The organism is Seohaeicola sp. (genome assembly GCF_048006315.1).
Taxonomy (GTDB): domain Bacteria; phylum Pseudomonadota; class Alphaproteobacteria; order Rhodobacterales; family Rhodobacteraceae; genus Seohaeicola.
In genome coordinates, this window is record NZ_CP180350.1 from 2,316,356 (window position 1) to 2,339,535 (window position 23,180).

Annotated in this window: 21 protein-coding genes and 1 tRNA gene; 9 read left to right on the forward strand and 13 right to left on the reverse strand. The window is 60.8% G+C overall.

The features are described 5' to 3' along the window. Positions 1 to 281: 281 nt before the first annotated feature. Positions 282 to 872: an outer membrane protein gene (locus ACMUJL_RS11715; RefSeq protein ID WP_068288320.1), complete on the forward strand. Its 591-nt coding sequence runs from the start codon at positions 282 to 284 to the stop codon at positions 870 to 872. A 71-nt stretch (positions 873 to 943) separates the two neighbouring features. Here the strand turns inward: ACMUJL_RS11715 and ACMUJL_RS11720 are convergent, their stop codons facing one another. From ACMUJL_RS11720 to ACMUJL_RS11775, 12 genes are all read right to left on the reverse strand, one after another. Then, a complete protein-coding gene (locus ACMUJL_RS11720) occupies positions 944 to 1,330 on the reverse strand; it encodes a diacylglycerol kinase (RefSeq protein ID WP_375568101.1) in 387 nt (128 codons plus the stop codon). A 31-nt stretch (positions 1,331 to 1,361) separates the two neighbouring features. Next, positions 1,362 to 1,859: a peptide-methionine (S)-S-oxide reductase MsrA gene (msrA, locus tag ACMUJL_RS11725; RefSeq protein WP_068288326.1), complete on the reverse strand. Its 498-nt coding sequence runs from the start codon at positions 1,857 to 1,859 to the stop codon at positions 1,362 to 1,364. Then, entirely contained in the window at positions 1,856 to 2,305 is a 450-nt protein-coding gene (msrB, locus tag ACMUJL_RS11730) for a peptide-methionine (R)-S-oxide reductase MsrB (RefSeq protein ID WP_068288329.1), read from the reverse strand. Before msrB ends, msrA begins: the two co-directional genes overlap by 4 nt. 112 nt (positions 2,306 to 2,417) lie before the next feature. Beyond that, positions 2,418 to 3,452 (reverse strand): L-threonine 3-dehydrogenase, encoded by a 1,035-nt coding sequence (gene tdh / locus ACMUJL_RS11735; RefSeq protein ID WP_375573926.1) that lies wholly within the window; start codon positions 3,450 to 3,452, stop codon positions 2,418 to 2,420. 8 nt (positions 3,453 to 3,460) lie between these two features. Next, the gene (locus tag ACMUJL_RS11740) at positions 3,461 to 4,657 is read right to left on the reverse strand and encodes a glycine C-acetyltransferase (protein WP_068288335.1); all 1,197 of its coding nucleotides are present in this window, start codon (positions 4,655 to 4,657) and stop codon (positions 3,461 to 3,463) included. A 76-nt stretch (positions 4,658 to 4,733) separates the two neighbouring features. Then, positions 4,734 to 6,749, reverse strand: a complete 2,016-nt coding sequence (locus ACMUJL_RS11745) for a hydantoinase/oxoprolinase N-terminal domain-containing protein (RefSeq protein WP_375568098.1) — start codon at positions 6,747 to 6,749, stop codon at positions 4,734 to 4,736. Between the two features lie 48 nt (positions 6,750 to 6,797). Continuing rightward, positions 6,798 to 7,847, reverse strand: a complete 1,050-nt coding sequence (queG, locus tag ACMUJL_RS11750) for a tRNA epoxyqueuosine(34) reductase QueG (RefSeq protein WP_375568096.1) — start codon at positions 7,845 to 7,847, stop codon at positions 6,798 to 6,800. 81 nt (positions 7,848 to 7,928) lie between these two features. Then, complete coding sequence (locus ACMUJL_RS11755) at positions 7,929 to 8,594, reverse strand: glutathione S-transferase family protein (RefSeq protein WP_068288344.1); 666 nt, start codon at positions 8,592 to 8,594, stop codon at positions 7,929 to 7,931. A 60-nt stretch (positions 8,595 to 8,654) separates the two neighbouring features. Then, entirely contained in the window at positions 8,655 to 9,395 is a 741-nt protein-coding gene (gene mtgA / locus ACMUJL_RS11760) for a monofunctional biosynthetic peptidoglycan transglycosylase (RefSeq protein ID WP_416914444.1), read from the reverse strand. A gap of 30 nt (positions 9,396 to 9,425) precedes the next feature. Continuing rightward, positions 9,426 to 10,334, reverse strand: a complete 909-nt coding sequence (locus tag ACMUJL_RS11765) for a Hint domain-containing protein (protein WP_375568093.1) — start codon at positions 10,332 to 10,334, stop codon at positions 9,426 to 9,428. A 141-nt stretch (positions 10,335 to 10,475) separates the two neighbouring features. Beyond that, the gene (gltB, locus tag ACMUJL_RS11770) at positions 10,476 to 15,014 is read right to left on the reverse strand and encodes a glutamate synthase large subunit (protein WP_375568091.1); all 4,539 of its coding nucleotides are present in this window, start codon (positions 15,012 to 15,014) and stop codon (positions 10,476 to 10,478) included. 96 nt (positions 15,015 to 15,110) lie between these two features. Next, the gene (locus ACMUJL_RS11775; RefSeq protein WP_375568089.1) at positions 15,111 to 16,544 is read right to left on the reverse strand and encodes an NAD(P)-dependent oxidoreductase; all 1,434 of its coding nucleotides are present in this window, start codon (positions 16,542 to 16,544) and stop codon (positions 15,111 to 15,113) included. Positions 16,545 to 16,762: 218 nt separating this feature from the next. On the opposite strand from ACMUJL_RS11775, the gene ACMUJL_RS11780 reads away from it, so the two are divergent. Then, a complete protein-coding gene (locus tag ACMUJL_RS11780; protein WP_375568087.1) occupies positions 16,763 to 17,566 on the forward strand; it encodes an undecaprenyl-diphosphate phosphatase in 804 nt (267 codons plus the stop codon). Positions 17,567 to 17,572: 6 nt separating this feature from the next. Here the strand turns inward: ACMUJL_RS11780 and ACMUJL_RS11785 are convergent, their stop codons facing one another. Continuing rightward, entirely contained in the window at positions 17,573 to 18,556 is a 984-nt protein-coding gene (locus tag ACMUJL_RS11785; protein WP_416914270.1) for a complex I NDUFA9 subunit family protein, read from the reverse strand. 184 nt (positions 18,557 to 18,740) lie between these two features. Here ACMUJL_RS11785 and ACMUJL_RS11790 point away from each other — a divergent pair. From ACMUJL_RS11790 to hpf, 7 genes are all read left to right on the forward strand, one after another. Beyond that, positions 18,741 to 18,826, forward strand: a tRNA-Leu gene (locus tag ACMUJL_RS11790). Between the two features lie 22 nt (positions 18,827 to 18,848). Continuing rightward, on the forward strand, positions 18,849 to 19,460 hold the full coding sequence (locus tag ACMUJL_RS11795) for a ribonuclease D (protein ID WP_068288360.1): 612 nt from the start codon (positions 18,849 to 18,851) through the stop codon (positions 19,458 to 19,460). Beyond that, positions 19,460 to 20,428 carry a KpsF/GutQ family sugar-phosphate isomerase gene (locus ACMUJL_RS11800; RefSeq protein WP_375568083.1) on the forward strand — a complete coding sequence of 323 codons (969 nt, stop codon included), beginning with the start codon at positions 19,460 to 19,462 and terminating at the stop codon, positions 20,426 to 20,428. The genes ACMUJL_RS11795 and ACMUJL_RS11800 overlap by 1 nt, the downstream gene beginning before the upstream one ends. A 3-nt stretch (positions 20,429 to 20,431) precedes the next feature. Continuing rightward, complete coding sequence (gene lptC / locus ACMUJL_RS11805) at positions 20,432 to 21,037, forward strand: LPS export ABC transporter periplasmic protein LptC (RefSeq protein ID WP_416914271.1); 606 nt, start codon at positions 20,432 to 20,434, stop codon at positions 21,035 to 21,037. A 37-nt stretch (positions 21,038 to 21,074) separates the two neighbouring features. Further along, positions 21,075 to 21,569 carry an LptA/OstA family protein gene (locus ACMUJL_RS11810; RefSeq protein ID WP_375573922.1) on the forward strand — a complete coding sequence of 165 codons (495 nt, stop codon included), beginning with the start codon at positions 21,075 to 21,077 and terminating at the stop codon, positions 21,567 to 21,569. Positions 21,570 to 21,571: 2 nt separating this feature from the next. Continuing rightward, the gene (lptB, locus tag ACMUJL_RS11815) at positions 21,572 to 22,330 is read left to right on the forward strand and encodes an LPS export ABC transporter ATP-binding protein (protein WP_068288368.1); all 759 of its coding nucleotides are present in this window, start codon (positions 21,572 to 21,574) and stop codon (positions 22,328 to 22,330) included. 256 nt (positions 22,331 to 22,586) lie between these two features. After that, positions 22,587 to 23,153, forward strand: coding sequence for a ribosome hibernation-promoting factor, HPF/YfiA family (gene hpf / locus ACMUJL_RS11820; protein WP_068288661.1), 567 nt, complete (start codon positions 22,587 to 22,589; stop codon positions 23,151 to 23,153). Positions 23,154 to 23,180: the final 27 nt, after the last annotated feature.

Sequence of the window (23,180 nt, forward strand, 5' to 3'; positions counted from 1 at the left end):
GCTTGCCCGCCGCACGGGAAAGGTCAATGCCGCCCGATCGGGACACCAATCAGAGGCCAAAATCAATTCTACTTATGAGCGTATGGCCGATCGGCGGAAAATGCCCGCAAGATCGGCTATTTATTGCTTATTTCGCTCACATTTTATTGTTCGAAAGTTCATTGCACTACTCTTGCGATACAATGAATTCGCACTCATTTGTGCCGGGATCGCTGACGGACTGCTTCGCAAGGACTTGCACGGCCGAGACGGTAGCGACCCCGTAACGAAAGGATGGGACCATGAAAACGACACGTACTCTGATTGCTGCGCTCAGCGCTTCCGCGTTGGCAGCACCTGCATTCGCCGGTTCGGCTGCGCCCGCAGCCATGGAGCCGATGATCGAAGCACCCGCGCCTGTTGCTATCGCAGCCGGCCGCGACTGGACCGGTGGCTATGCCGGTCTGCAGCTTGGCTATGCCGATGTCAGCACCAACCTCGCCGGTGTTGGCGGCGATGATGTCATCGGTGGTCTGACCGCCGGTTATGACTTTGATCTGGGCAATTATGTCCTGGGTGTCGGTCTGGACGCGGACATCACTGATCTGGCTGTTTCCCCCGCTCTGACGCTGGAGCGCGTGTACCGCCTGAAAGTGCGCGGTGGTTATGATCTGGGCAATGGCCTGATCTACGCAACCGCTGGCGGCGTTGGCGCGGACATCGACGGCCTGGGCTACGACACCGGCTATTTCGTCGGTGCCGGCTACGAGCACATGCTGACCGACAACATTTCGCTGGGTGGCGAGGTTCTGTATCACGAGTTCGACAACTTCAAGAGCACCGCAGACATCGAAGCCACCACCTTCCAGGTGCGTGCGAACTATCGCTTCTGATCCGGCGATCTGTCCAGACCAACGAAAAGGGCGCCCACCGGGCGCCCTTCTTCTTTGCGTCGGGCTGTGGCTCAGGCAGCCGACAGCGCGAGATCAAGCAATATCACCGACAAGCATATCCCGTTCGCAAGGATCATCAGGAACACCGCCGCGGATGCGATATCCTTGGCCTGTTTCGCAAAAACAGACCAGTCCGGCGAGAGGTGATCCACGATCGCTTCGATCGCGGTGTTCAACGCCTCGACTGCAAGCAACGCAAGCAGCAGAATCGCCATCAATCCGATCTGGCCCGCCGAGGCGCCCAGTGCCAGAAGCAGCAGCAAGACAAGGACACCGCCAAGGGTTTCCTGGCGAAACGCCAATTCCTGCCACAACCGGCGCAATCCGGCCATGGAATAGCCGGTGGCGGCGATCAGATGGGCAAAGCCTGTCTTGCGCTGCGGTTTTTGCTGGCTCAACTTGCGCCGCCCTTGGCTGGATCAGCGCGCGTCATCTGCGTGGCAAGACCCAGTTGGGCCGCGGGAAATGACAGGTGTAACCATTTGGAATACGCTCAAGGTAATCCTGATGCTCGGGTTCGGCTGTCCAGAAATCACCAACCGGCTCTACCTCGGTCACGACCTTGCCCGGCCAGATCCCCGAGGCCTCGACATCCGCGATGGTTTGCAACGCCTCTTCCTTCTGGGCCTCGTCCACGTAGTAAATGGCCGAACGGTAGGACAGGCCGATGTCATTGCCCTGCCTGTTCAGCGTGGTCGGGTCGTGGATCTGGAAAAAGAACTCCAGCAGACGCCGATAGGTGATGCGCGCCGGATCGAAGATGATCTCGATCCCTTCGGCATGGGTGCCGTGGTTGCGATAGGTGGCGTTGGGGACGTTGCCGCCGGTATAGCCCACCCGCGTACGCAGAACGCCGGGAAGTTTGCGGATCAGATCCTGCATGCCCCAAAAACAGCCACCCGCCAGCACCGCGCGTTCTTCAGTCATCGCAGATCCTCCACCTGGTCCAGATAGGCGCCATAGCCTTCGGCTTCCATGTCATCGCGGTGCACAAAACGCAACGAGGCCGAATTGATGCAATAGCGCAAGCCACCCCGATCGCGGGGACCATCGGGAAAGACATGGCCAAGATGGCTGTCACCATAAGTGCTGCGCACTTCGACGCGGACCATGCCATGCGTGGTATCGGTCAGTTCCTGGATATGCGCAGCTTCGATCGGTTTGGTGAAGCTGGGCCAGCCACACCCGCTTTCATACTTGTCGGACGAGGCAAAAAGAGGCTCGCCAGAGACGACATCGACGTAAATCCCCGGCTCCTTGTTGCGCAGCAGCTTGCCCGATCCCGGCCGTTCCGTACCACTTTCCTGCGTGACCCAGAACTGTTCCGGCGTCAGGCTTGCGACCACATCGGGGTTTCTTTCATATTTCGGCATAACAGTCTCCGTGCTGGCCTGATCTGACATGAAAGCTGCATCTCACAGCCTTGCTTTCAAGGCACATCCGGCTTTTCATCCCGTTTCTCGCAGTCAAAATACCGAGATCGCCTCAACCGGTCGATCCCCAGTCCATCACGACCTTGCCCGCATCCCCGGAAATCATCGCGGCAAAGCCGGTCTCATAGTTGTCGATACCGATGCGATGCGTGATCAAACCCGAAAGGTCCAATCCGCCACGAACCAGCGCGATCATCTTGTACCATGTCTCGAACATCTCGCGGCCATAGATGCCCTTGATGTGGAGCATCTTGAAAATCACCTCGTTCCAGTCGACGGCAAAGCCTTGCGGCGCGATCCCCAGAAGCGCGACCTTGCCGCCATTGTTCATGTAGTGGATCATGTCGCGCATCGCCGGGGGGGCGCCCGACATCTCCAGCCCCACATCGAAACCTTCGGTCATGCCGATCCGGGCCATCACGGAATCAAGTCCCTCCTCATCGGCCTTGACCACGTGCTGCACACCCAGACGGCGGGCCAGATCCAGCCGATAGGGGTTGATATCCGTAATCACCACCCGCTGCGCCCCGGCGCGCTGTGCGACCAGCGCACCCATGATGCCGATGGGCCCTGCGCCCGTCACCAGAACATCCTCGCCGACCAGGTCGAAGCTGAGGGCCGTATGAACCGCATTGCCGAAGGGATCAAAGATCGCGGCCACTTCATCAGGTATTTCAGGCGGAATAGGGACTACGTTTGCTTCCGGGATGCACAGATATTCCGCAAAGCTTCCAGGCCGGTTCACACCCACGCCCTTCGTGTTCCGACACAGATGCCCGCGCCCCGCACGACAGTTGCGACAGATGCCGCAGACGATATGCCCCTCGCCGGATACCCGCGTTCCGACCGCATATTTGGTTGCCGCCGCGCCGGTCTCCACGATCTCGCCCACGAATTCATGGCCCACGACCATGGGGACCGGGATCGTCGCCTTGGCCCAGTCATCCCATTTCCAGATATGCACATCCGTGCCGCAGATCGCCGATTTCTTCACTTTGATCAGCACATCGGTCGGCCCCGGTTCCGGCATGGGAACCCGCTCCATCCACAGTCCCGGTTCAGCGCGCGCCTTGACCAGTGCTTTCATCTGGTTGCTCATCTGATCACCTCCAAGTCACGCCCCACCTCGGCAAAGGCATCGACCGCCCGATCCAGCATGTCGCGGTTCAGTGCCGCCGACATCTGCGTGCGGATGCGGTCCTGCCCGCGCGGGACCACGGGAAACGAAAAAGCAGTCACAAACACGCCCTTTTCATGCAGACGCGCAGCCATATCGCGGGCCAGTTTGGGATCACGCAACATGACCGGGATGATCGCATGCTCACCCGGCAGCAGCTCGAACCCCAAGGCACCCATGCGGGCGCGGAAATAGGCGGCGTTTTCCCACAAGGCGGCCCGCAGGGCCGTACCGTTTTCCAGCATGTCGAATACCTTGAGGCTGGTTGCCGCGATCACCGGCGCCAAGGTGTTGGAAAAGAGATAGGGACGTGACCGCTGTCGCAGCCAGTCGATGACAGGCGCACTGGCGGCCGTATAACCGCCCGAGGCCCCGCCCAGCGCCTTGCCCAGGGTACCCGTAATGATATCGACCCTCTCCAGCACGCCACAGGCTTCGGCGGTGCCACGCCCGGTCGGGCCGACAAATCCGACGGCATGGCTGTCGTCCACCATCACCATGGCATCATGACGCTCGGCCAGATCGCAGATCTGCTCCAGCTTGGCCATGTAGCCATCCATCGAGAATATCCCGTCCGTCGCGATCAGCCGGTGTCGCGCACCCGAGGCGGCCTGTAACTGCGCCTCGAGGTCGGCCATGTCCGAATTGGCGTAGCGCAGGCGCTGCGCCTTGCACAAACGCACACCATCAATGATGCTGGCATGGTTCAGCGCATCCGAGATGATCGCATCCTCGGGTCCCAGAAGCGTCTCGAACAGGCCTGTATTGGCATCAAAGCAGCTTGAATAGAGTATGGAATCCTCCATCCCCAGAAAGCCCGCGATCCGTGCCTCCAGCGCCTTGTGTTCTTCCTGCGTGCCACAGATGAAACGGACCGAGGCCATGCCGTATCCATAGCGCTCCAGCGCCGCGCGACCTGCTTCGACAAGGTCGGGATGATCCGCCAAGCCAAGGTAATTGTTGGCGCACAGGTTGATGGCCAAACCGTCACCCTCGACCAACACTTCCCCCGATTGCGGCGAGGCGATCACGCGCTCGACCTTGTACAGCCCCTCGTCGCGCAGACCGTCAAGCCGTTCGGCAAGGTCTTCATCGAACCTGTCTGCTGCGCGCATCCTGTTTGTCCTCCTGCTGATATCTTTCGAGCATAGCATGCCGTGGCGCGATGCTCATCCCGCATTCAGCGCCCGGTCAGATGGCGATTACATCAGTGGCAACGCGCGGCCGGCCGTTTGCCTCCACAGTCAGGACCGCTTCGATGAAGACCGACCGCCCTTCGATCTCGGCGCAGCGCACATCGCGGGCGGTCTGCAACAGGATATCTGCCGCGCCGGCCATGCGGGCCTCTGACTCCGCGTCCGCGCGCAAGGCTGCTTCAAGCCGGTCCATGGCACGTTCAGGATCACCGAAATCCTCGGGGCCAGTTTCCAGGTGGACGCGGTACTTCCCCTCGGAAGGCGCCGTAACAGTGCCTGTCTTGCGGAAACTGACCTGTCCGACAACCGCACCGATTGCATTGGCGACACCGGCATGTTCCGGCAGGATCATCCGGGTATTCAGGCGTTGACCAACAGCGGGGTAATAGCTTGATGCGGACGCCCCAAGACCGATGACGTCCACCGCAAGACCGGCCTGCAAGGCAACCAGCCCGCGATGCCCGGAAAGGCCGCGATGCATCAGGACATGCCGGGCCAGTTCCGCGGGCGGCAGACCGAAGCCCTGATCTTCTTCGGCGAAGGCGGTTTCAAGCAAAGCAATAACTGTTTGCTCTGTCAGGCGGTCAACGATCATCCGGGCCATCGTGCCCGGATCACGCGCCAGCACCTCGCCCGACCCGGTACGCCTGCGCCCCATCAGGATCAGCGCCTTTTCAGCGGCCTCGTGATCCCAGGTGCGCAGCGCGCCCAGTGCATGGCTTGCATCAGACGGGGTCAGCCCCGCCACCTGCACCAGGCCCCGTGCGACAAGCCGTTGCAGCGCCTGCCCATCCAGCCTGGTACGAAGAACGGCGGCCAGGGGATGCGTCATGTCGCCAATGCGCTGCAACAGAGCCTGTTCGCGGTCTGACAGCCCCCCGGCCTCGATCCCCTGAACCGCCCGGACAAAGCGACCATCATGTTCGCCCGGCACCGCGCTGCGCAGCTGCGTATCAAGCGCGGCATGCACCACATCCGGCGCGTCATGACCAACCAGGCTGATCGGCAGCAGACGCCTTGGCCCCAGGGTGACCCCGCCATCAAGACCGTCAGAGACGATATGCACCTCGCTGTCGCCACCAAGACCATGCGTGCGCATGGCAACAGCCTCGACCATGGTTCTGTATGGACCGACCTGGGCGCCATTCGGATCTATTGCAGGCTTTCCGTTGCGCAGGACCGCGACATCAGTTGTCGTGCCACCGATATCCGAGACGATCGCCATGTCCGACCCCGTCAGCCAGCGCGCCCCGACAATACTGGCCGCCGGACCGCTGAGGATGGTTTCTATCGGCCGCGCCTTGGCTTGCGCTGCGGACATCAACGCGCCATCCCCGCGCACCACCATCAGCGGCGCGTGAATGCCGATTTCCTTCAATACGTCTTCGGCCCTGCCGATCAAACGATGGGTCATGCCGATCAACCGCGCATTCAGAACAGCGGTGAGGGCACGCTTGGGGCCGTTCAACCGCGCTGACAGATGATGCGAACAACTGACTGGCCGGCCTGTTCTGGACGTGATGATCTCGGCGGCGCGGTTCTCATGCGCGGGGTTCCGGGTTGCAAATTGTGACGCAACCGCGAAGCCTGACACCCCGGAAACAGTGTCTAACCATGCCTCAAGCTGCTTGACATCCAAGGGTGCCAACTCTGTTCCGGCATGGGTGTGGCCGCCCTTCAGGACGACGAAGGGATCCCCGCGCAAGGCGTCGGCAAGGCCATGGGTTTCAAGATCCCGCGCCTCAAACCCGATGTAGACAAGTGCAACACGCCCCCCCTGCCCTTCTACCAGCGCATTTGTGGCCAGCGTGGTGGACAGTGATGCCATGGCGATGGCGCCCGGTTCGACCCCGGCCTGCCCGAGGACAGCGCGCACGGCTGTACCAATGCCAAGCGCCAGGTCGTGCCGCGTTGTCAGGGACTTGGCGCTGGCCACAACCTCGCGTTCGTCGCGCACCAGCACGGCATCGGTATAGGTGCCGCCAGTATCCACACCCAGCAACAACGCCATGGGTCTCTCCTTCACAATCGTCTGTCAGGGTGTAGCCCAGTCTGGCGACTAAACCATTCCATTTGCGTCATCTTGCAGTCGCTTCACAGCCCAGCGCGCCGCATCCGCCACCTCTGCGGCGGGATCATCCACCAGAGACTGTGCAGACCCCATCAGCGCGACATCGCCGGAATTGCCGATGGCGTAAAGAACGTTCCGCACGAACCTGTCCCGCCCGATCCGCTTGATCGGCGAGCCTGAGAAGAACGCACGAAAGCTGGCGTCGTCCAGGGCCGCAAGATCCGCGAGGGGTGGAGATTGAAGATCGGGTCGCGCCTTGTATCCGATCTCGCGTGCCGCAACCGCGAACTTGTTCCATGGGCAAACAGCCAGGCAGTCATCGCAGCCGTAAATGCGGTTTCCCATCAGGGGCCGCAATTCGGGGTCGACCGGCCCCTTATGCTCGATCGTCAAATAAGAGATGCACCGCCGCGCATCCAGTTTGTAGGGGGCCGGAAACGCCCCGGTCGGGCAGATATCAAGACAATTCCGGCACGATCCGCAGTGATCCACCTCGGCGGGATCGGCTGGCAATTCGAGCGTCGTGAAAACCGATCCTATGAAAAACCAGCTGCCCAGCTGGCGGCTGACAAGGTTCGTATGCTTGCCTTGCCAGCCCAAGCCAGCAGCCTGCCCAAGGGGTTTTTCCGGGACCGGCGCCGTATCGACAAAGACTTTGACCTCACCACCGCCCTGCGCGATCAGCCAGCGGGCCAGACGCTTGAGCCGCTTCTTGACCAGGTCATGGTAGTCGCGGTTTTGCGCATAAACAGACACTGTTCCGGCGCTTTTCTCATCCAGCGCTGCCAAAGGGTCGCCTTGCGGCGTATAGCTTTCGCCCAGCATGATCACCGAACGTGCGGCGGGCCAAAGGGCTGCGGGATCACCACGCCAGTGGCTGCGCTCCTCCAGCCAGGTCATCTGGCCATGATACCCTGCCTGCAGAAATGCCGCCAACCTGTCCGGCACCTGCGGCACATCCCAGGGACGGCAAATGCGGCAGGCGTCAAAACCCTCTGCGAGGGCTTGTTCAACCAATTCTTGCTTCAGCCTGTCCACGGCATGCCTGCGGTCGCGTCTTTTCCGGGGTTTCGGGCAACGAGCACAATAGACAGCGCGCCCTGGCCGGTCCCGATCCTATCAGAAATCAAGATCGGCATAATGGGCAGGTGGCGGGAAACCGGGAACCTGATCCGCAAGGATCGACCTGAAAGCCGGCCGCGACTTGATGGTCGCGTACCAGTCCTTGACGGATTGTGACCGGTTCCAATCCACGTCGCTGATATAATCAAGTGATGACAGATGCGCGGCTGCGGCGAAATCAGCCAGGGTGATCGTGTCACCAGCCAGCCAGCGGCGGTGATCCAGCAACCAGGACATGTAATCCAGGTGAAACTTGATCGCCTTGGCGCCGTCCTTCACGTTGCGACTGTCGGGAAAGCCGCGCGCCATGATTTTCTTGTTCACCCGCTCATACAGCAGTTTGGAGGTGACCTCCTGGTGAAACTTGTCATCGAACCAAGAGACAAGACGGCGCACCTCGTAACGCTCATCCCGGCCACGTGGCATCAGCGAAGGGTCCGGGTAAGCCTCTTCAAGGTATTCGCAGATCGCGGCACTCTCGGACATCGTCTTGCCATCGATCTTGAGAACGGGAACCTTGGCCGCAGGGTTGCGCCGCAGGAAATCAGGCGAGGGTTCCCAATACCGTTCTTCAACCAGTTCACACTCGATCCGCTTCTCGGCCAGGCTCAGGCGCACTTTTCGGCAGAATGGGGACAAAGGAACGTGGAATAGCCGCGCCATGGGACGATCTTGCCTTCAATTACGGATTGATCTCCTGCATGCCCTGCCCGGCGCAGTTTTTCAATCCTCGAAACAGGCAGCCCTGCCATCCTTGGCGATCAATTGCGCCCCATCCTGGATCAGGGCGATGCGTCGCTGCTGTGACGACGTCGGATTCGAGGCAGAGCGTGCCTTGGGCGCCGGCAGCACCATGGCCAGGCTGGCCGCCTGCTGTGCCGAAAGGCTTTCAGGGCCAATTCCGAAATAGTGCCATGCCGCGGCATGAACGCCAAAAACACCTTCGTCGAATTCCGCGATGTTGAGGTAGACCTCCAGGATTCGACGCTTGGACCATGTCATCTCGACCATTGGGGTCAGCAGGGCCTCAAGCGCCTTGCGGCCCCAATTCCGCCCGTGCCAGAGGAAGGCGTTCTTCACGACCTGCTGCGTGATCGTCGAGGCGCCCCTGTTCGCGCCTAAATCGATGGCCGTCTTGATCGCGTCCAGATCAAAGCCGGTGTGAAGGCAGAAATTGGCATCCTCCGCCGCCACGACAGAACGCAGCATCACGGGCGCAACCAGATCCGCATCGACCCATTGGCGATCGATCTCGCCAAGATAGCGTTTCTCGGACAGGATATAGGCCGTCGTCGGGGGATTGATCACCTTGTAGGACACCACCCAGACAGCAAGCAGGACAGCCGCACCCAGAAGGGCACGGATCAGCCAACGCCTGAGAAACCGCAGAGGCGATATTCGCCGCACGGCAGGAGCAGGTTTTGACCGTGATGTTTTTGTCTTGCGTGCCACAGGCACAGCTATAGGCAAGCCGCGCGCATTCGGAAAGACCGCTCATGCAGCCAGAAGCTTCGCCTCGCGGGTTCTTGCTATGCTGCGCGCCGATTTCCATTTGCTTCGGCCCGGTTCAGTGTCCAGTTCCGGGAAAAGCGCCAGGATCTCGGCCGCTGTTTCATCGGCGCCCGCCAGCAGATAGTCACCGGGGTGCAGGCTTTCCGTGGCCGCCCCTTCGGCAAAGATCACCTCATGGCGGTCCAGCAGCAAATGGACATAAGTCACCATCTGACAGGGTGCGGACATGATCGTGTCACCGTTGACCAGCGTCTTGGCGGGAACAAGGATTTCCTGCTCGCCAAAATACATCTCGGCCTTCCAGCCCGTCACCAGCATCCTGTGGTTGGGCGAGACCAGCAACTGGTTCGTGTTTCCGACCGTGCCGGGCATGAACCTGACCGGCGCAAAGCGATCCAGTCCGCCGACACTTGTCTGACCGATCCACCGCAGGGGCCGCATGCCGCTATCGCGTGTCAGAATCAGGTCACCCGGTTTCAGGGTCTCGACAGGGCGCGCGCCCTGCGCCGTGAAAATCATCGTTCCGGCTGTGAAACATGGCACCGGCGGCAGCGAATACTCTGTCGAGGTGGTCACGTAAGTCGATGAACGGAAACTTACACTGGTCAGGATTGTGCCGTCCGTCGGCATGAAAACGGCAGATGCACCGCTGCGATAGAAGGTGACGCCCGTGATCCGGACATCCTGTCCATCGACCCTGACCGTCACAGTATCGCCCATCCATACGCGCGTCACGGCGAAACCGCCGACAGTATCCCCCTGCGAAGTGCCGATGGACCCGTTGTCGTTCTGGTCCGTGACGGTCAGCGTCGTGGGGTTCAACACGGTATTGCGCGCCGGAGGGTTCCCCGGGTCCATCGTGAAGAAACTGAAGCTGTAAGTACTGGGCATGCTGCCTACCACTGAAGAAGTTTTATCAACTTAAGCGGTTTTTCTTGTCTTAAATAAATCTGACAAATGGCAAAAATAAGAAAACCCGGTTCGCTAAAACCGGGTTTTCAAAACGTTTATATTGAACGCCTTTGGGTTGTTTTACTCCGCCGGTACTGCGCGCTCTTCCAGCGTCAGGGGATGCGGAATATGGATCAGCATTTCCTTCGGGCAAACCTGCACGAAGTGGCCGACCTCCTGTTCCCAGTGCTGAAGGATATCCGTCGCCCGGCGACTGCCGGTTTCCGCCAGATGACGTTCGATCAGACCTTTCAGCTGGTCCTCCCAGTATGCGACGGTGACCGGGCAAGTCACCAGGGTTTCCATGTTCATCATCTTGGCGGCAATGCCGTTCGGATCATAAAGATAGGCCATACCCCCGGTCATCCCGGCACCGAAATTGGCGCCGATTTCACCCAGGATCACGGCAACGCCGCCGGTCATGTATTCGCAACCGTTGCTACCGCAGCCTTCGATCACGACCTTGGCGCCCGAGTTGCGCACCGCGAAACGTTCTCCGGCGCGACCTGCCGCAAAGAGGTAGCCATCCGTCGCCCCATAAAGCACCGTGTTGCCGATGATCGTGTTCTCGGACGCGGTCAGCGGGCTGGCCATGGGCGGACGCACCACGATCGTCCCACCGGACAGGCCCTTGCCGACATAGTCGTTGGCATCACCCGACACTTCCAGCTTCAGACCGGGCGCCGCGAACGCACCAAGGCTCTGGCCAGCCGAGCCGGTCAGTTTCACCGTCAGGTGGTTCGGCTGCAGCGCGTTGCGCATTCCGAACCGTTTGACGATGTGACTGGACACGCGTGTGCCCACGGTACGATGCGTGTTCTGCACCGCATAGGACAGCTGCATCTTTTCACCGTCTTCAAGGAACCGTGCCGCATCGCGCACGATTTCCGCATCCAGCGTATCCGGCACGACATTGCGCGGCTTGGCACGGTCGTAGACGATATCGCCTGCGCCATCGACGGTGATCAGCAGCGGGTTCAAATCCAGATCGTCCAGATGCGCCGAACCACGGCTGACCTGGCTCAGCAGATCGGCGCGGCCGATCACGTCATCAAGGCTGCGGGCCCCGATGCTGGCGAGGATCTCGCGCACTTCCTGCGCGTAGAAGGTGATCAGGTTCACAACCTTGTCTGCTGTCCCGGTGAACTTGGCGCGCAGCGCCTCGTCCTGGGTGCAGACGCCCACGGGGCAGGTGTTGGACTGGCACTGACGCACCATGATGCAGCCCATCGCAATCAGGGCGGCAGTTCCGATGCCGTATTCCTCGGCACCCATCATGGCGGCCATCACGATGTCGCGCCCTGTCCGCAGACCACCATCGGTCCGCAGCGTGATCCGGTCGCGCAGGTTGTTCATCGACAGAACCTGATGCGCCTCGGTCAGGCCCATTTCCCATGGCAGGCCAGCATATTTGATCGAGGTTGCGGGGCTTGCGCCCGTGCCACCGTTGTGACCCGAAATCAGGATGATATCGGCCTTGGCTTTCGCCACACCTGCCGCGATCGTCCCCACGCCGGATTGTGCCACCAGCTTGACGGTGACCTTGGCGCACGGGTTGATCTGCTTGAGGTCATAGATCAGCTGCGCCAAATCCTCGATCGAATAGATATCGTGATGCGGCGGCGGGCTGATCAGGGTCACACCCTTGGTCGAGTGCCGCAGCCGCGCGATCAGGTCGGTGACCTTCATGCCGGGCAGCTGCCCACCCTCGCCGGGCTTGGCGCCCTGGGCCACCTTGATTTCCAGCTCTTCACACTGGTTCAGGTATTCGGCGGTGACACCAAAGCGGCCTGACGCCACCTGCTTGATCTTGGCACTGGGGTTGTCGCCATTGGGTTCCGGCACGAAATGCGCCGGATCTTCACCACCCTCACCACTGTCCGACTTGGCGCCGATGCGGTTCATTGCGACGTTCAGCGTCTTGTGCGCCTCGGGCGACAAGGCGCCCAGGGACATGCCAGGGGTCACAAAGCGCTTGCGGATCGAGGTGATGCTTTCCACTTCTTCGATCGGAACCGGCGCGCCCATCGGCTTGATGGCCAGAAGATCGCGCAGGTGGATCGGCGGCATGGCCTGCATCTTTGCCGAATACTGCTTCCAGATTTCAAAGCTGGCCTTGTTGCAGGCCGTTTGCAGCAGGTGCATCGACGTTGCTTCCCAGGCGTGTGTCTCGCCAGAGCGACGCGCCTTGTAGAAACCGCCGATTGGCAGAACATCAAGGCCACTGCGCCAGCCCTTTGTGTGAACTTCTTCGGCCTTGCGCTGTATACCGGTCACACCGATGCCGCTGATGCGGCTGGTCATGCCGGGGAAATATTCGGCGCACATGGCGCGCGACAGACCGACCGCTTCGAAGTTCAGACCGCCACGATAGGACGACAGAACCGAAATCCCCATCTTCGCCATGATCTTGAGAAGACCCTGGTCGATCGCTTCGCGGTAACGGCGCATTGCTTGCGTCAGGGTGCCTTCGATCAGACCGCGCGAGATTCGGTCCGCGATGCTGTCCTCGGCCAGGTAGGGGTTCACAACCGTCGCGCCACAGCCGATCAGCACCGCGAAATAGTGCGGATCAATACATTCAGCCGAACGGACATTGAGCGAGCAGAAGGTCCGCAGGCCCTTGCGCGTCAGGTGCGAATGCACGGCACTGGTTGCCAGGATCATCGGCATCGGCACCTTGTCCGTGCCCTGCTTGTGATCGGTCAGAACAAGATGTCCCGCACCAGACCGGACGGCGTCTTCGGCTTCGGCGCGGATACGCTCCAGCCCTTTGCGGAGCGCATCATGATCCTCGCCCACCGGGAAGGTGCAATCGATCTCGACCAGGGGCGCGTTGAAGTTGCGCGTCACCTCATCCCACTGGGCATTTCCGACAAAGGGGCTGTCCAGCACAAGGATCTCGGTCTGCGCGCTGCTTTCATCCAGCACGTTCTTGAGATTGCCGAACCGGGTCTTGAGGCTCATCACGCGGAATTCGCGCAACGAGTCGATCGGCGGGTTGGTCACCTGGCTGAAGTTCTGGCGGAAGAAATGCGACAGCGGGCGATACTTGGTCGAAAGAACAGCTGCGGGCGTATCGTCACCCATCGACGCCAAGGTTTCCTTACCGTCTTCGGCCATCGGGGCAAGGATCTGTTCCAGTTCCTCGATCGTGTAGCCGGCCGCGATCTGACGCTTGCGCAGCTCTGCGCCGGTGAACATGGCATCTTCGCTCACGCCTGCCAGGGCCTCGTCCAGTTCGTTGATCTTGCCGACCCATTCACCGAAAGGCTGGGCCGCGGCAAGACGGTCCTTGATTTCGGAATCGTGGAACAGCTTGCCTTCCTTCATGTCGACGGCAATCAGCTGACCCGGCCCAAGGGCGCCCTTCTCGCGCACCGTGGCTTCCTTGATCGGGACCATCCCGGCCTCGGATCCCGCGATCAGCAGGCCATCACCGGTCACGACATAGCGCATCGGCCGCAGGCCGTTGCGGTCAAGACCGGCGCAGACCCAGCGACCGTCAGTCATGGCCAGGGCGGCAGGGCCATCCCAGGGTTCCATGACCGAGTTGCAGTAGGAATACATGTCACGCCAGCTTTGCGGCAGCTCGACCGCCTGCTTGGACCAGGATTCCGGAACCAGCATGGTTTTCGCCATGGGGGCCGAACGCCCCGCGCGCACCAGGACCTCGAACACGGAATCAAGCGCCGCGCTGTCGGACGATCCGGCCTGCACGATCGGCTTGATATCCTCGGCCAGATCGCCGAACGCGCTGGAGGCCATGCGGATCTCGTGGCTTTTCATCCAGTTGACGTTGCCGCGCAGCGTGTTGATCTCGCCGTTATGGGCCAGCATGCGGAAAGGCTGCGCCAGCCACCACTGCGGAAATGTGTTGGTGGAATAACGCTGGTGATAGATGGCAAAGGCGGATTCGAACCGCGGATCCTGAAGGTCGGGGTAGAATTCCGCAACCTGTTCTGCCAGCATCATGCCCTTGTAAATGATCGACCGGCAGGACAGCGAACAGATGTACATGCCCTGAATGCCGGCTGCGATGGCGGCCTTTTCGATCCGGCGCCGGATGACGTAAAGCTCGCGCTCGAATGTCTCCTCGTCCACACCCTTGATGTTGGAGATAAGGATCTGTTCGATTTCGGGGCGGGTCGCGTTCGCCTTTTCACCCAGGCACGAGATATCGACCGGCACGTGACGCCAGCCGTAGATGTAATAGCCCATCCGCAGGACTTCGGTTTCCACGATGGTCCGGCAGGTTTCCTGCGCGCCGAAATTGGTGCGCGGCAGGAACACCTGACCCACGGCCATCAGGTGGTCGGTCTTCGGCTCGTGCCCGGTCCGGCGGATCTGGTCATAGAAGAAAGGGACGGGGATCTGCACATGAATGCCCGCGCCATCGCCGGTCTTGCCATCGGCATCGACGGCACCACGATGCCAGATCGCTTTCAGGGCGTTAATTCCGTTCTCGACGACCTTGCGCGAAGGCTTGCCGTCAATGGACACCACAAGACCCACACCGCAGGAGGAATGCTCTTCCTCCTCGGCATAGAGACCGTTTTCAGCCATCCACTTGCGCTTGGCTTCTTCGGCGGCGGCCCAGCTTTCATCATATTTGGTCATGGCGTCTGCCTTTCGTTCTTCTGCCGGGTCGGGCGTCCTGCCCTGTCGGAGATCATCTGATATATAGCGCGACGCCCTGCGGCCCGCGCCATGCTGTCACTCTGCCGCGACGGCGCGCGCGCCGTTGAGGTATTCCAGAACCGCCTGCGCCGAGTCGCGCCCGTCACGGATCGCCCAGACCACGAGGCTGGCACCGCGCACGATGTCACCAACGGCGTAGACGCCATCAAGGCTGGTCTTGCCGGTCGTGTATTCCGCACGGATCGTCCCCCAACGAGTCACGTCCAGACCTTCGACACCCCAAAGCTTGGGAAGGTCCTCGGGCTCGAAGCCCAGCGCCTTGATCACCAGGTCCGCATCTTCGACATAGTCGGCACCCTCGATCACCTCGGGGGACTGGCGACCGGAGGCGTCAGGCGCGCCAAGGCGCATCTTCTGCACCATCACGCCGGTGACGGGTTCGCCAACAAAACCTTTGGGCGCGCTCAGCCATTCGAAGATCACGCCTTCTTCTTCGGCGTTCTGCACTTCGCGCTGGCTGCCCGGCATGTTCGCCCGATCGCGGCGATAGAGGCATTTCACCGAGGTTGCGCCCTGACGGATGGCGGTGCGCACGCAGTCCATTGCCGTATCGCCGCCGCCGATGACCACGACGCGCTTGCCTGCGGCGTTCAGCTCGCCACTGTCGTATTCGGGTACTTCGTCACCAAAGCTCTTGCGGTTGGACGCCGTCAGGTAATCGATCGCGCGCACGATGCCGTCGGCATCCGCACCGGGGCCTTCCAGATCGCGGGTCTTGTAGACGCCAGTGGCGATAACAACCGCGTCATGCTTTCCGCGAATGGCATCAAAGCTGATGTCTTCACCAACATTGCAGTTCAGAACAAAGTCCACACCGCCCTGTTCAAGCTGCTCATTGCGGCGCACCACCACATCCTTTTCCAGCTTGAAACCGGGAATGCCATAGGTCAGCAACCCGCCTGCGCGGTCATAACGATCGTAAACGGTCACCTGTACACCAGCACGGCGCAGCACATCGGCCGCAGCAAGGCCACCCGGACCCGCACCAATGATCCCGACGGATTGGTCGCGCTCCATCGCGGGCACGATTGGTTTGACCCAACCGTTTTCCCACGCGGTGTCAGTGATGTACTTCTCGACCGCGCCAATGGTCACGGTGCCATGGCCAGACTGTTCGATCACGCAGTTGCCTTCGCACAGCCGGTCCTGCGGGCAGATGCGTCCACAGATCTCGGGGAAGGTGTTGGTGGCCTGGCTGATTTCATAGGCCTCTTGCAGACGTCCTTCAGCCGTCAGGCGCAGCCAGTCGGGGATATTGTTGTGCAGCGGGCAATGCGTCTGACAATAGGGCACGCCGCACTGGCTGCACCGGCTGGCCTGTTCCTTTGCCTTTGCATCGGCAAATTCGGCATAGATTTCGTTGAAATCCTGCCTGCGCATTTCGGCGCCACGCTTTTCCGGCATGTCGCGTTCCACAGAGACGAATTTCAACATAGGTTGCTTGGCCACGACAAAGCTCCGTTCAGGACTGGTTCGCGCCCTTCTAAACCAAGCGCTTTCGTATTAAAAGTCAGCTTTACTGACCTTTAATACGATTTTCGGTTCTGCTTTGCAGCATTCTGCCCCGAAAGGCATCATTTTTAGGTCCACACCGGACTTAAATCGACTCTTTCATTGATAGGACAATACCTTATAGGGTGCTCATCATAGACCTGAGGACGACACCGATGCCTCTCTTCCATCTTTTTCTGGTCGCAGTGATTCAAGGCCTGACCGAGTTCTTGCCGGTTTCCTCGTCTGGTCACCTGATTCTCTTGCCCGCGCTGACGGGAATGCAGGACCAGGGACAAGTGATCGACGTCGCCGTACATGTCGGCACCCTGCTGGCCGTGATTCTATACTTCTGGCCCGATGTGCGGATGGGATTGGCTGGCCTGCCCCGCCTGATGCGGGGTCGAATCGACACCCAAGGCGCATGGCTGGCCCTGTGCCTGGTCATCGCGACCGTTCCGGTCGTCATCGTCGGGCTGATCCTGAACATCACGGGCATCGACGACATGATGCGCGGACCGGTCGTGATCGGCTGGACCATGCTGATCTTCGGGATTGTCCTTTACTGGGCGGACCAGCGCGGCCCCAGTATCAAGACAGCGGAAACATGGTCGCTACGCGATGCCCTGATCATGGGCCTGTGGCAGGTGATCGCCCTCATTCCCGGAACATCACGGTCCGGCATCACCATCACAGGCGGGCGCTTGCTGGGCTATGCGCGCCATGATGCGGCCAAGCTGTCGATGCTGATGTCGATCCCGACGATCGCGGCATCAGGTCTTCTGCTTGGGGCAGAGGTCGCGATGAGCGCGGATGCCCCGGCCGCGCGCGATGGTGCCATCGCCGCGATCTTCGCCTTCTTCGCGGCCTTGCTTGCCCTCAGCCTGATGATGCGCCTGCTGCGCAGTGTCAGCTTCACGCCCTACGTGATCTACCGCGTGGTGCTGGGCATCGGCTTGCTGGTCTATGCCTATGCCTGATCCGGATCAGCCCTGGCGCAAGTTGCGGGCTGAAGCCTTGATCGCGGCATACTGACCCGAGGGACGATAGGGCCACAGGTAATCGGGAAGCACCGCCTCGAGCGAGACAGGCTCGATCCCCAGATCCGCAAAGCCTTTTGCGCCCTCTGCGACCACGTTGTCGCGGGCAAGATTGCGCACCTGGTCGCGGGTGATCTGCGCAGGCACCAGCCCCAGCGTCACCTTGTTCAGCATGTCGAACCCAAAGCCCATCACGCGCGCGACGGGAAACGGGATGTTCACGATCATGCGGCGGCGCTGGATCACGTCCAGCATCTGGCCCATCAGCGCCCGGAACGTCGATACATCCGGCCCGCCCAGTTCATAGATGCCAGGGGCGGCCTTGCCGGCGACGCCCAGGACAGCGGCGCGGGCGACGTCATCCACATAGACAGGCTGGAAACGCGTCTCGGCACCGACCACAGGCAGGATCGGGCCCAGTTGCGCCATGCGCGCAAAGCGGTTGAAGAACTGATCCTCTGCACCGAAGACGATCGACGGCCGCAGGATCACCGCGTCGGGCATGTATTGAAGAACCGCCTGCTCACCCAAAGCCTTGGTGCGCGCGTAATCGCTTTTCGACGCAGCGTCGGCGCCGATCGCCGAAATGTGCACCATGCGGGAAATTCCCATCTCGGATGCGATGCGCGCGACGCGGCCGGGGCCTTCTGCCTGCACGGCGTCAAAGCAATTCTTGCCATTCTCGGCCAGGATGCCCACGCAGTTGACGACGGCATCGGCCCCCTGCATCACGGCCCGCACGCTGGCATCGTCGCGAATGTTGCACAGCACCGGCTCGACCTGGCCAGGCGTGCCATAGGGCTTTACATGCATCGCCTCATTCGGACGGCGCACGGCCACGCGCACGCGCCAGCCCTCCTTGGCAAGACGACGCGCGATATAGCGGCCCACAAAGCCAGATCCGCCGTAAATGGTGACGAGTTTCGACATGTTGCAGCCTCCGGCCCAAGAAATCCTGCCTGTTCCTAAACCCAGTGCGCCGCTGGGACAAGGCGTTACAGGGTCGCGCCATGCGGTCGCGCCCCTTCCGACACCCACGTCGCGAAAAAAATCCTGCGAATCCACGTTGACACCGATTTGCGGCACAGATAAACGCCGTCTCCACGACACCTGTGCCCAGGTGGCGGAATGGTAGACGCGCTAGCTTCAGGTGCTAGTGTTCGCAAGGACGTGGAGGTTCGAGTCCTCTCCTGGGCACCATTCCCTCCGCGAAGGGAATGACATGACAAACTACCTCTACAAGAACGATCTTCCTGACGGTCTGGACCTTGGTCCAGCGGTCGCTATCGACTGCGAGACGATGGGTCTGAACCCGCATCGGGACAGGCTGTGTGTCGTGCAGTTGTCGGGTGGCGATGGCCATGCGCATATCGTCCAGATCACCAAGGGCCAGACAGAGGCGCCCAATCTGGCCGCCCTTCTGGAAAATCCCGAGGTTCTGAAACTGTTCCATTTCGGACGGTTCGACATTGCGGCCATGTACAATGCCTTTGGCGCCCTGGCGCAGCCGGTCTATTGCACCAAGATCGCAAGCAAGCTGGTGCGCACCTTCACGGATCGGCACGGCTTGAAATACCTTTTGCAGGACCTGGTCGGCGTGGACGTCTCCAAGCAGCAGCAGCAAAGCGATTGGGGCGCCGTGGATCTGACGACAGCCCAGATGGATTATGCGGCCTCTGACGTTCTGTACCTGCATCGCCTGAAAGACGCGCTTGATACGATGCTGGCGCGCGAAGGGCGGACCGAGATGGCGCAGGCCTGTTTCGACTTTCTGCCGATGCGCGCAAAACTGGACCTTGCCGGCTGGCCCGAGATGGACATCTTTGCACATTGATGGACAAGGCACAGACATTCCTTGATACCGCCCGCCGCGTGATCCGCACCGAGGCCAATGGATTGATGCAGCTGGCTGACAACCTGGGCGGCGAATTCGCCCAGGCTGTTGAACTCATGCTGGGCGCGCGTGGTCGCGTGATCGTTTCGGGCATGGGCAAATCGGGTCATGTGGCGCGCAAGATCGCGGCGACCCTGGCCAGCACCGGCACACCCGCCCAATTCGTCCATCCCGCCGAAGCCAGCCATGGCGACCTTGGGATGCTGACGCCTGATGACGTTCTTCTGATGTTGTCCAATTCCGGCGAGACGCCTGAACTGGCTGACATGATCGCCTATTCGCGCCGCTTCAATATCCCGATGATCGGGGTTGCCAGCCGGGCGGACTCAACTCTGCTCAAGCAGTCGGACGTGGCCCTTACCCTGCCCCGCGCGACCGAGGCTTGCGGGACTGGCGTGGTGCCCACGACTTCAACCACGATGACGCTGGCGCTGGGCGATGCACTGGCGGTCGCCCTGATGGAATATCGGCAGTTTCAGCCCGAGGACTTCAGGAATTTCCATCCAGGCGGCAAACTGGGCGCACAGCTCAGCCGTGTGCGCGACCTGATGCATGCAGGCGATGCCCTGCCCCTTGTCAGTGCCATGGCGTCCATGGGGGACACCCTTCTTGAGATAAGCCGAAAAGGTTTCGGTGTGGTCGGCGTGACCGACGCGGAGGGGATGCTGATCGGCATCATCACCGATGGCGACCTGCGCCGCCACATGGAGGGTCTGTTGTCACTGAATGCCGGCGAGGTGATGACGCGCGCGCCCCGCACGATTGCGCCTGACGCCCTGGCCGAAGCGGCCGTCGGCGTGATGAACGAACGCAAGATAACCTGCCTTTTCGTGGTCGATCCCGCGCAACCCGGCAAGGCCATCGGGCTGTTGCACATCCACGACTGCCTGCGCGTGGGTCTGGGTTAAGCCATGGATTCACGCGACGGTCTGCGATCCCGCGTGATCACCTGGCTGAAGATACTTCTGCCGCTGACCGCCCTTGCCCTGTTGTCGACCCTGTTCCTTCTGTCACGCACGGTCGATCCCACCAAGTCGATCCCGGTCAGCCGCGCCGACCTGGAAAGCCGCACCGGCAGCCAGCAGATCACCGAGCCGTCTTTTGCAGGGGCGACCGAAGAAGGGCATCTGGTTGCCTTTGTCGCGGCCAATGCCCGTGTCGACCCGAACCAACCCGAACGTGTCATTGCGCAGACGATGTCGGCGCGGATCGACCTTTTGCGCGGGGCGCAGATCAACATCACCTCGGTTGTCGGAACCGTCGACGACATCCAGGGGATTGCGATTCTCGAAGGGGATGTGGTGCTGACCAGTTCCACCGGTTACCGGGTCACCACGGAGATACTGACGACCAGCATGCGTGAAATCGCGGCTGAATCCGACGGACCCATCAGCGGAAACGGCCCCCCCGGCAAGCTGGATGCAGGGAAAATGACTCTGTCATCCGATTCGCAGACGGGTGATGTCCATTTGCTTTTCACAAATGGGGTCAAACTGATATACGATCCGCGAAACTGAGAAAGACCATACTGTGCCGTTCCGCCGCCCCCCCTTCATCATAGCTGTCCTTGTACTTGCCATTGCAACCACGGGCCTGGCCGGGATTGCGCAGGCGCAAAGCACCAACCTGGCCTTCGGTGTGATCCAGCAGGACACCTCGCTGCCGGTCGAGGTGACAGCCGACAGCCTGTCTGTCAGCCAGCAGGACGGCACCGCCATTTTCACCGGCAATGTGGTGATCATCCAGGGTGAGATGCGGCTGGCCGCACCGCGCGTTCTGGTCGTCTATGCGGAAGCGACCGAGGGGCAACAGGCGCGGATCGCCCGGCTTGAGGCGACAGGAGGCGTGACGCTGGTCAGCGGTCCCGATGCCGCCGAGGCCGAGCGTGCCGACTACAATGTCGATGACGGTGAGGTGGTCATGCAGGGAAATGTGTTGCTGACCCAAGGCAACAGCGCCCTGACCTCGGAGCGGATGACCGTGGATCTCGAAGGGGGCACGGCGCAGATGGATGGACGTGTCAGGACCATCCTTCGCGGATCGGATTGAGAATGGCGACACCCCAGCTGACGCTGACCGAAGGGCAATCCGGCCTGCGTGTCAGACATCTTTTGAAAAGCTACAAGAAGCGTGTCGTGATCCGCGATTTCAGCATGGAGCTGAATCGCGGCGAGGTCGTTGCCCTTCTGGGCCCCAATGGGTCCGGCAAATCGACCACCTTCTATGCCATCGCGGGTCTGGTCTATCCCGAGGGCGGGCAGGTCACGATCGACGGCCGCGACGTGACCAATCTTCCGATGTATCGCCGGGCCAAGCTTGGTATCGGCTATCTGCCGCAGGAAATGTCGATCTTTCGCGGCCTCTCGGTCGAAGACAATATCGGCGCCATCCTCGATATCTCGGTCAAGGATCGGCACAAGCGGCGCGAGCGGCTTGAAGAACTGCTGTCGGAATTCTCGATCGAACATCTGCGACGGGCGCCTGCGCTGGCTTTGTCGGGTGGTGAACGGCGACGTGTCGAAATTGCGCGCTGTTTGGCGGCCGATCCGAAATACCTGCTGCTGGATGAACCCTTTGCCGGTGTCGATCCGATCAGTGTGGGGGATATTCGCCACCTTGTCGCGGACCTCAAGAAACGCGGGATCGGCGTTCTGATTACCGATCACAACGTGCGCGAGACGCTGGAGATCGTGGATCGCGCCTATATCCTGCATGACGGCAAGGTCCTGATGTCGGGCACGCCCGACGAAGTGGTGCAGAACGAGAACGTGCGGCGCGTCTATCTTGGCGAAGGCTTCCGGATCTCCTGAGGGTGCCGGAGAGCTGGAAACGGTCTTGTGCCGCGGCATGGCGCCGAGGCCGCTTGTTCTGATTGACAGACCCCCATGCCTTCGCCTCCAATGGGGTCATGACAGTCACGCAGAGTCCTTCTTGTTCAGTTGGCGCCTTATCATCGCGACAGGGCCTGAAACGCTGCTTGGCCGTCGATATCCAGCAATCGGGCATGACGTAACCTTGGCATGACAGCCATGGTCGAAACCCGAATTGTCATGCAAAGGAGACATGATGCGCTATCAGATCAGTGGCAAGCAAATCGACATTGGTGAGGCCCTTCAAACCCATGTGAAGAACGAAATGGGTATCGTGATGGCGAAATATGCGCAGCGCCCCACGGACGCGACTGTCGTATTTTCCAAGTCGGCCCATGAGTTCGTCTGCGAGGCGACGGTGCACCTGTCCAGCGGCCTGACCGCAGCCGCCAAAGCCCATGCCAACGAGATCTATGCTGCTTTTGATGCCTGCAACGAGAAAATGGACAAGCAGCTGCGTCGCTACAAGCGCCGCCTCAAGGACCATCACCGTGAACGGACCGAGCCTGTTGAACTCATCGGCGCGTCCTCGTATATCCTCGCGGCTGAGGGGAATAACGAGGATTCGGAGCCTGCTTCGCTGCAGCCGATGATCATCGCCGAGATGGAAACCAAGATTCCGTCGCTATCGGTGGGTGAAGCGGTCATGCAGATGGAACTTGCAGGCGCTCCGGTGCTGGTTTTCCGAAATGAGGGCAAAGCCGGTGTAAACGTGGTATACCGCCGCGAAGACGGCAATATCGGCTGGATTGACCCGCGTTAACGACTGCGGGAGACCGCAACCGGAGCA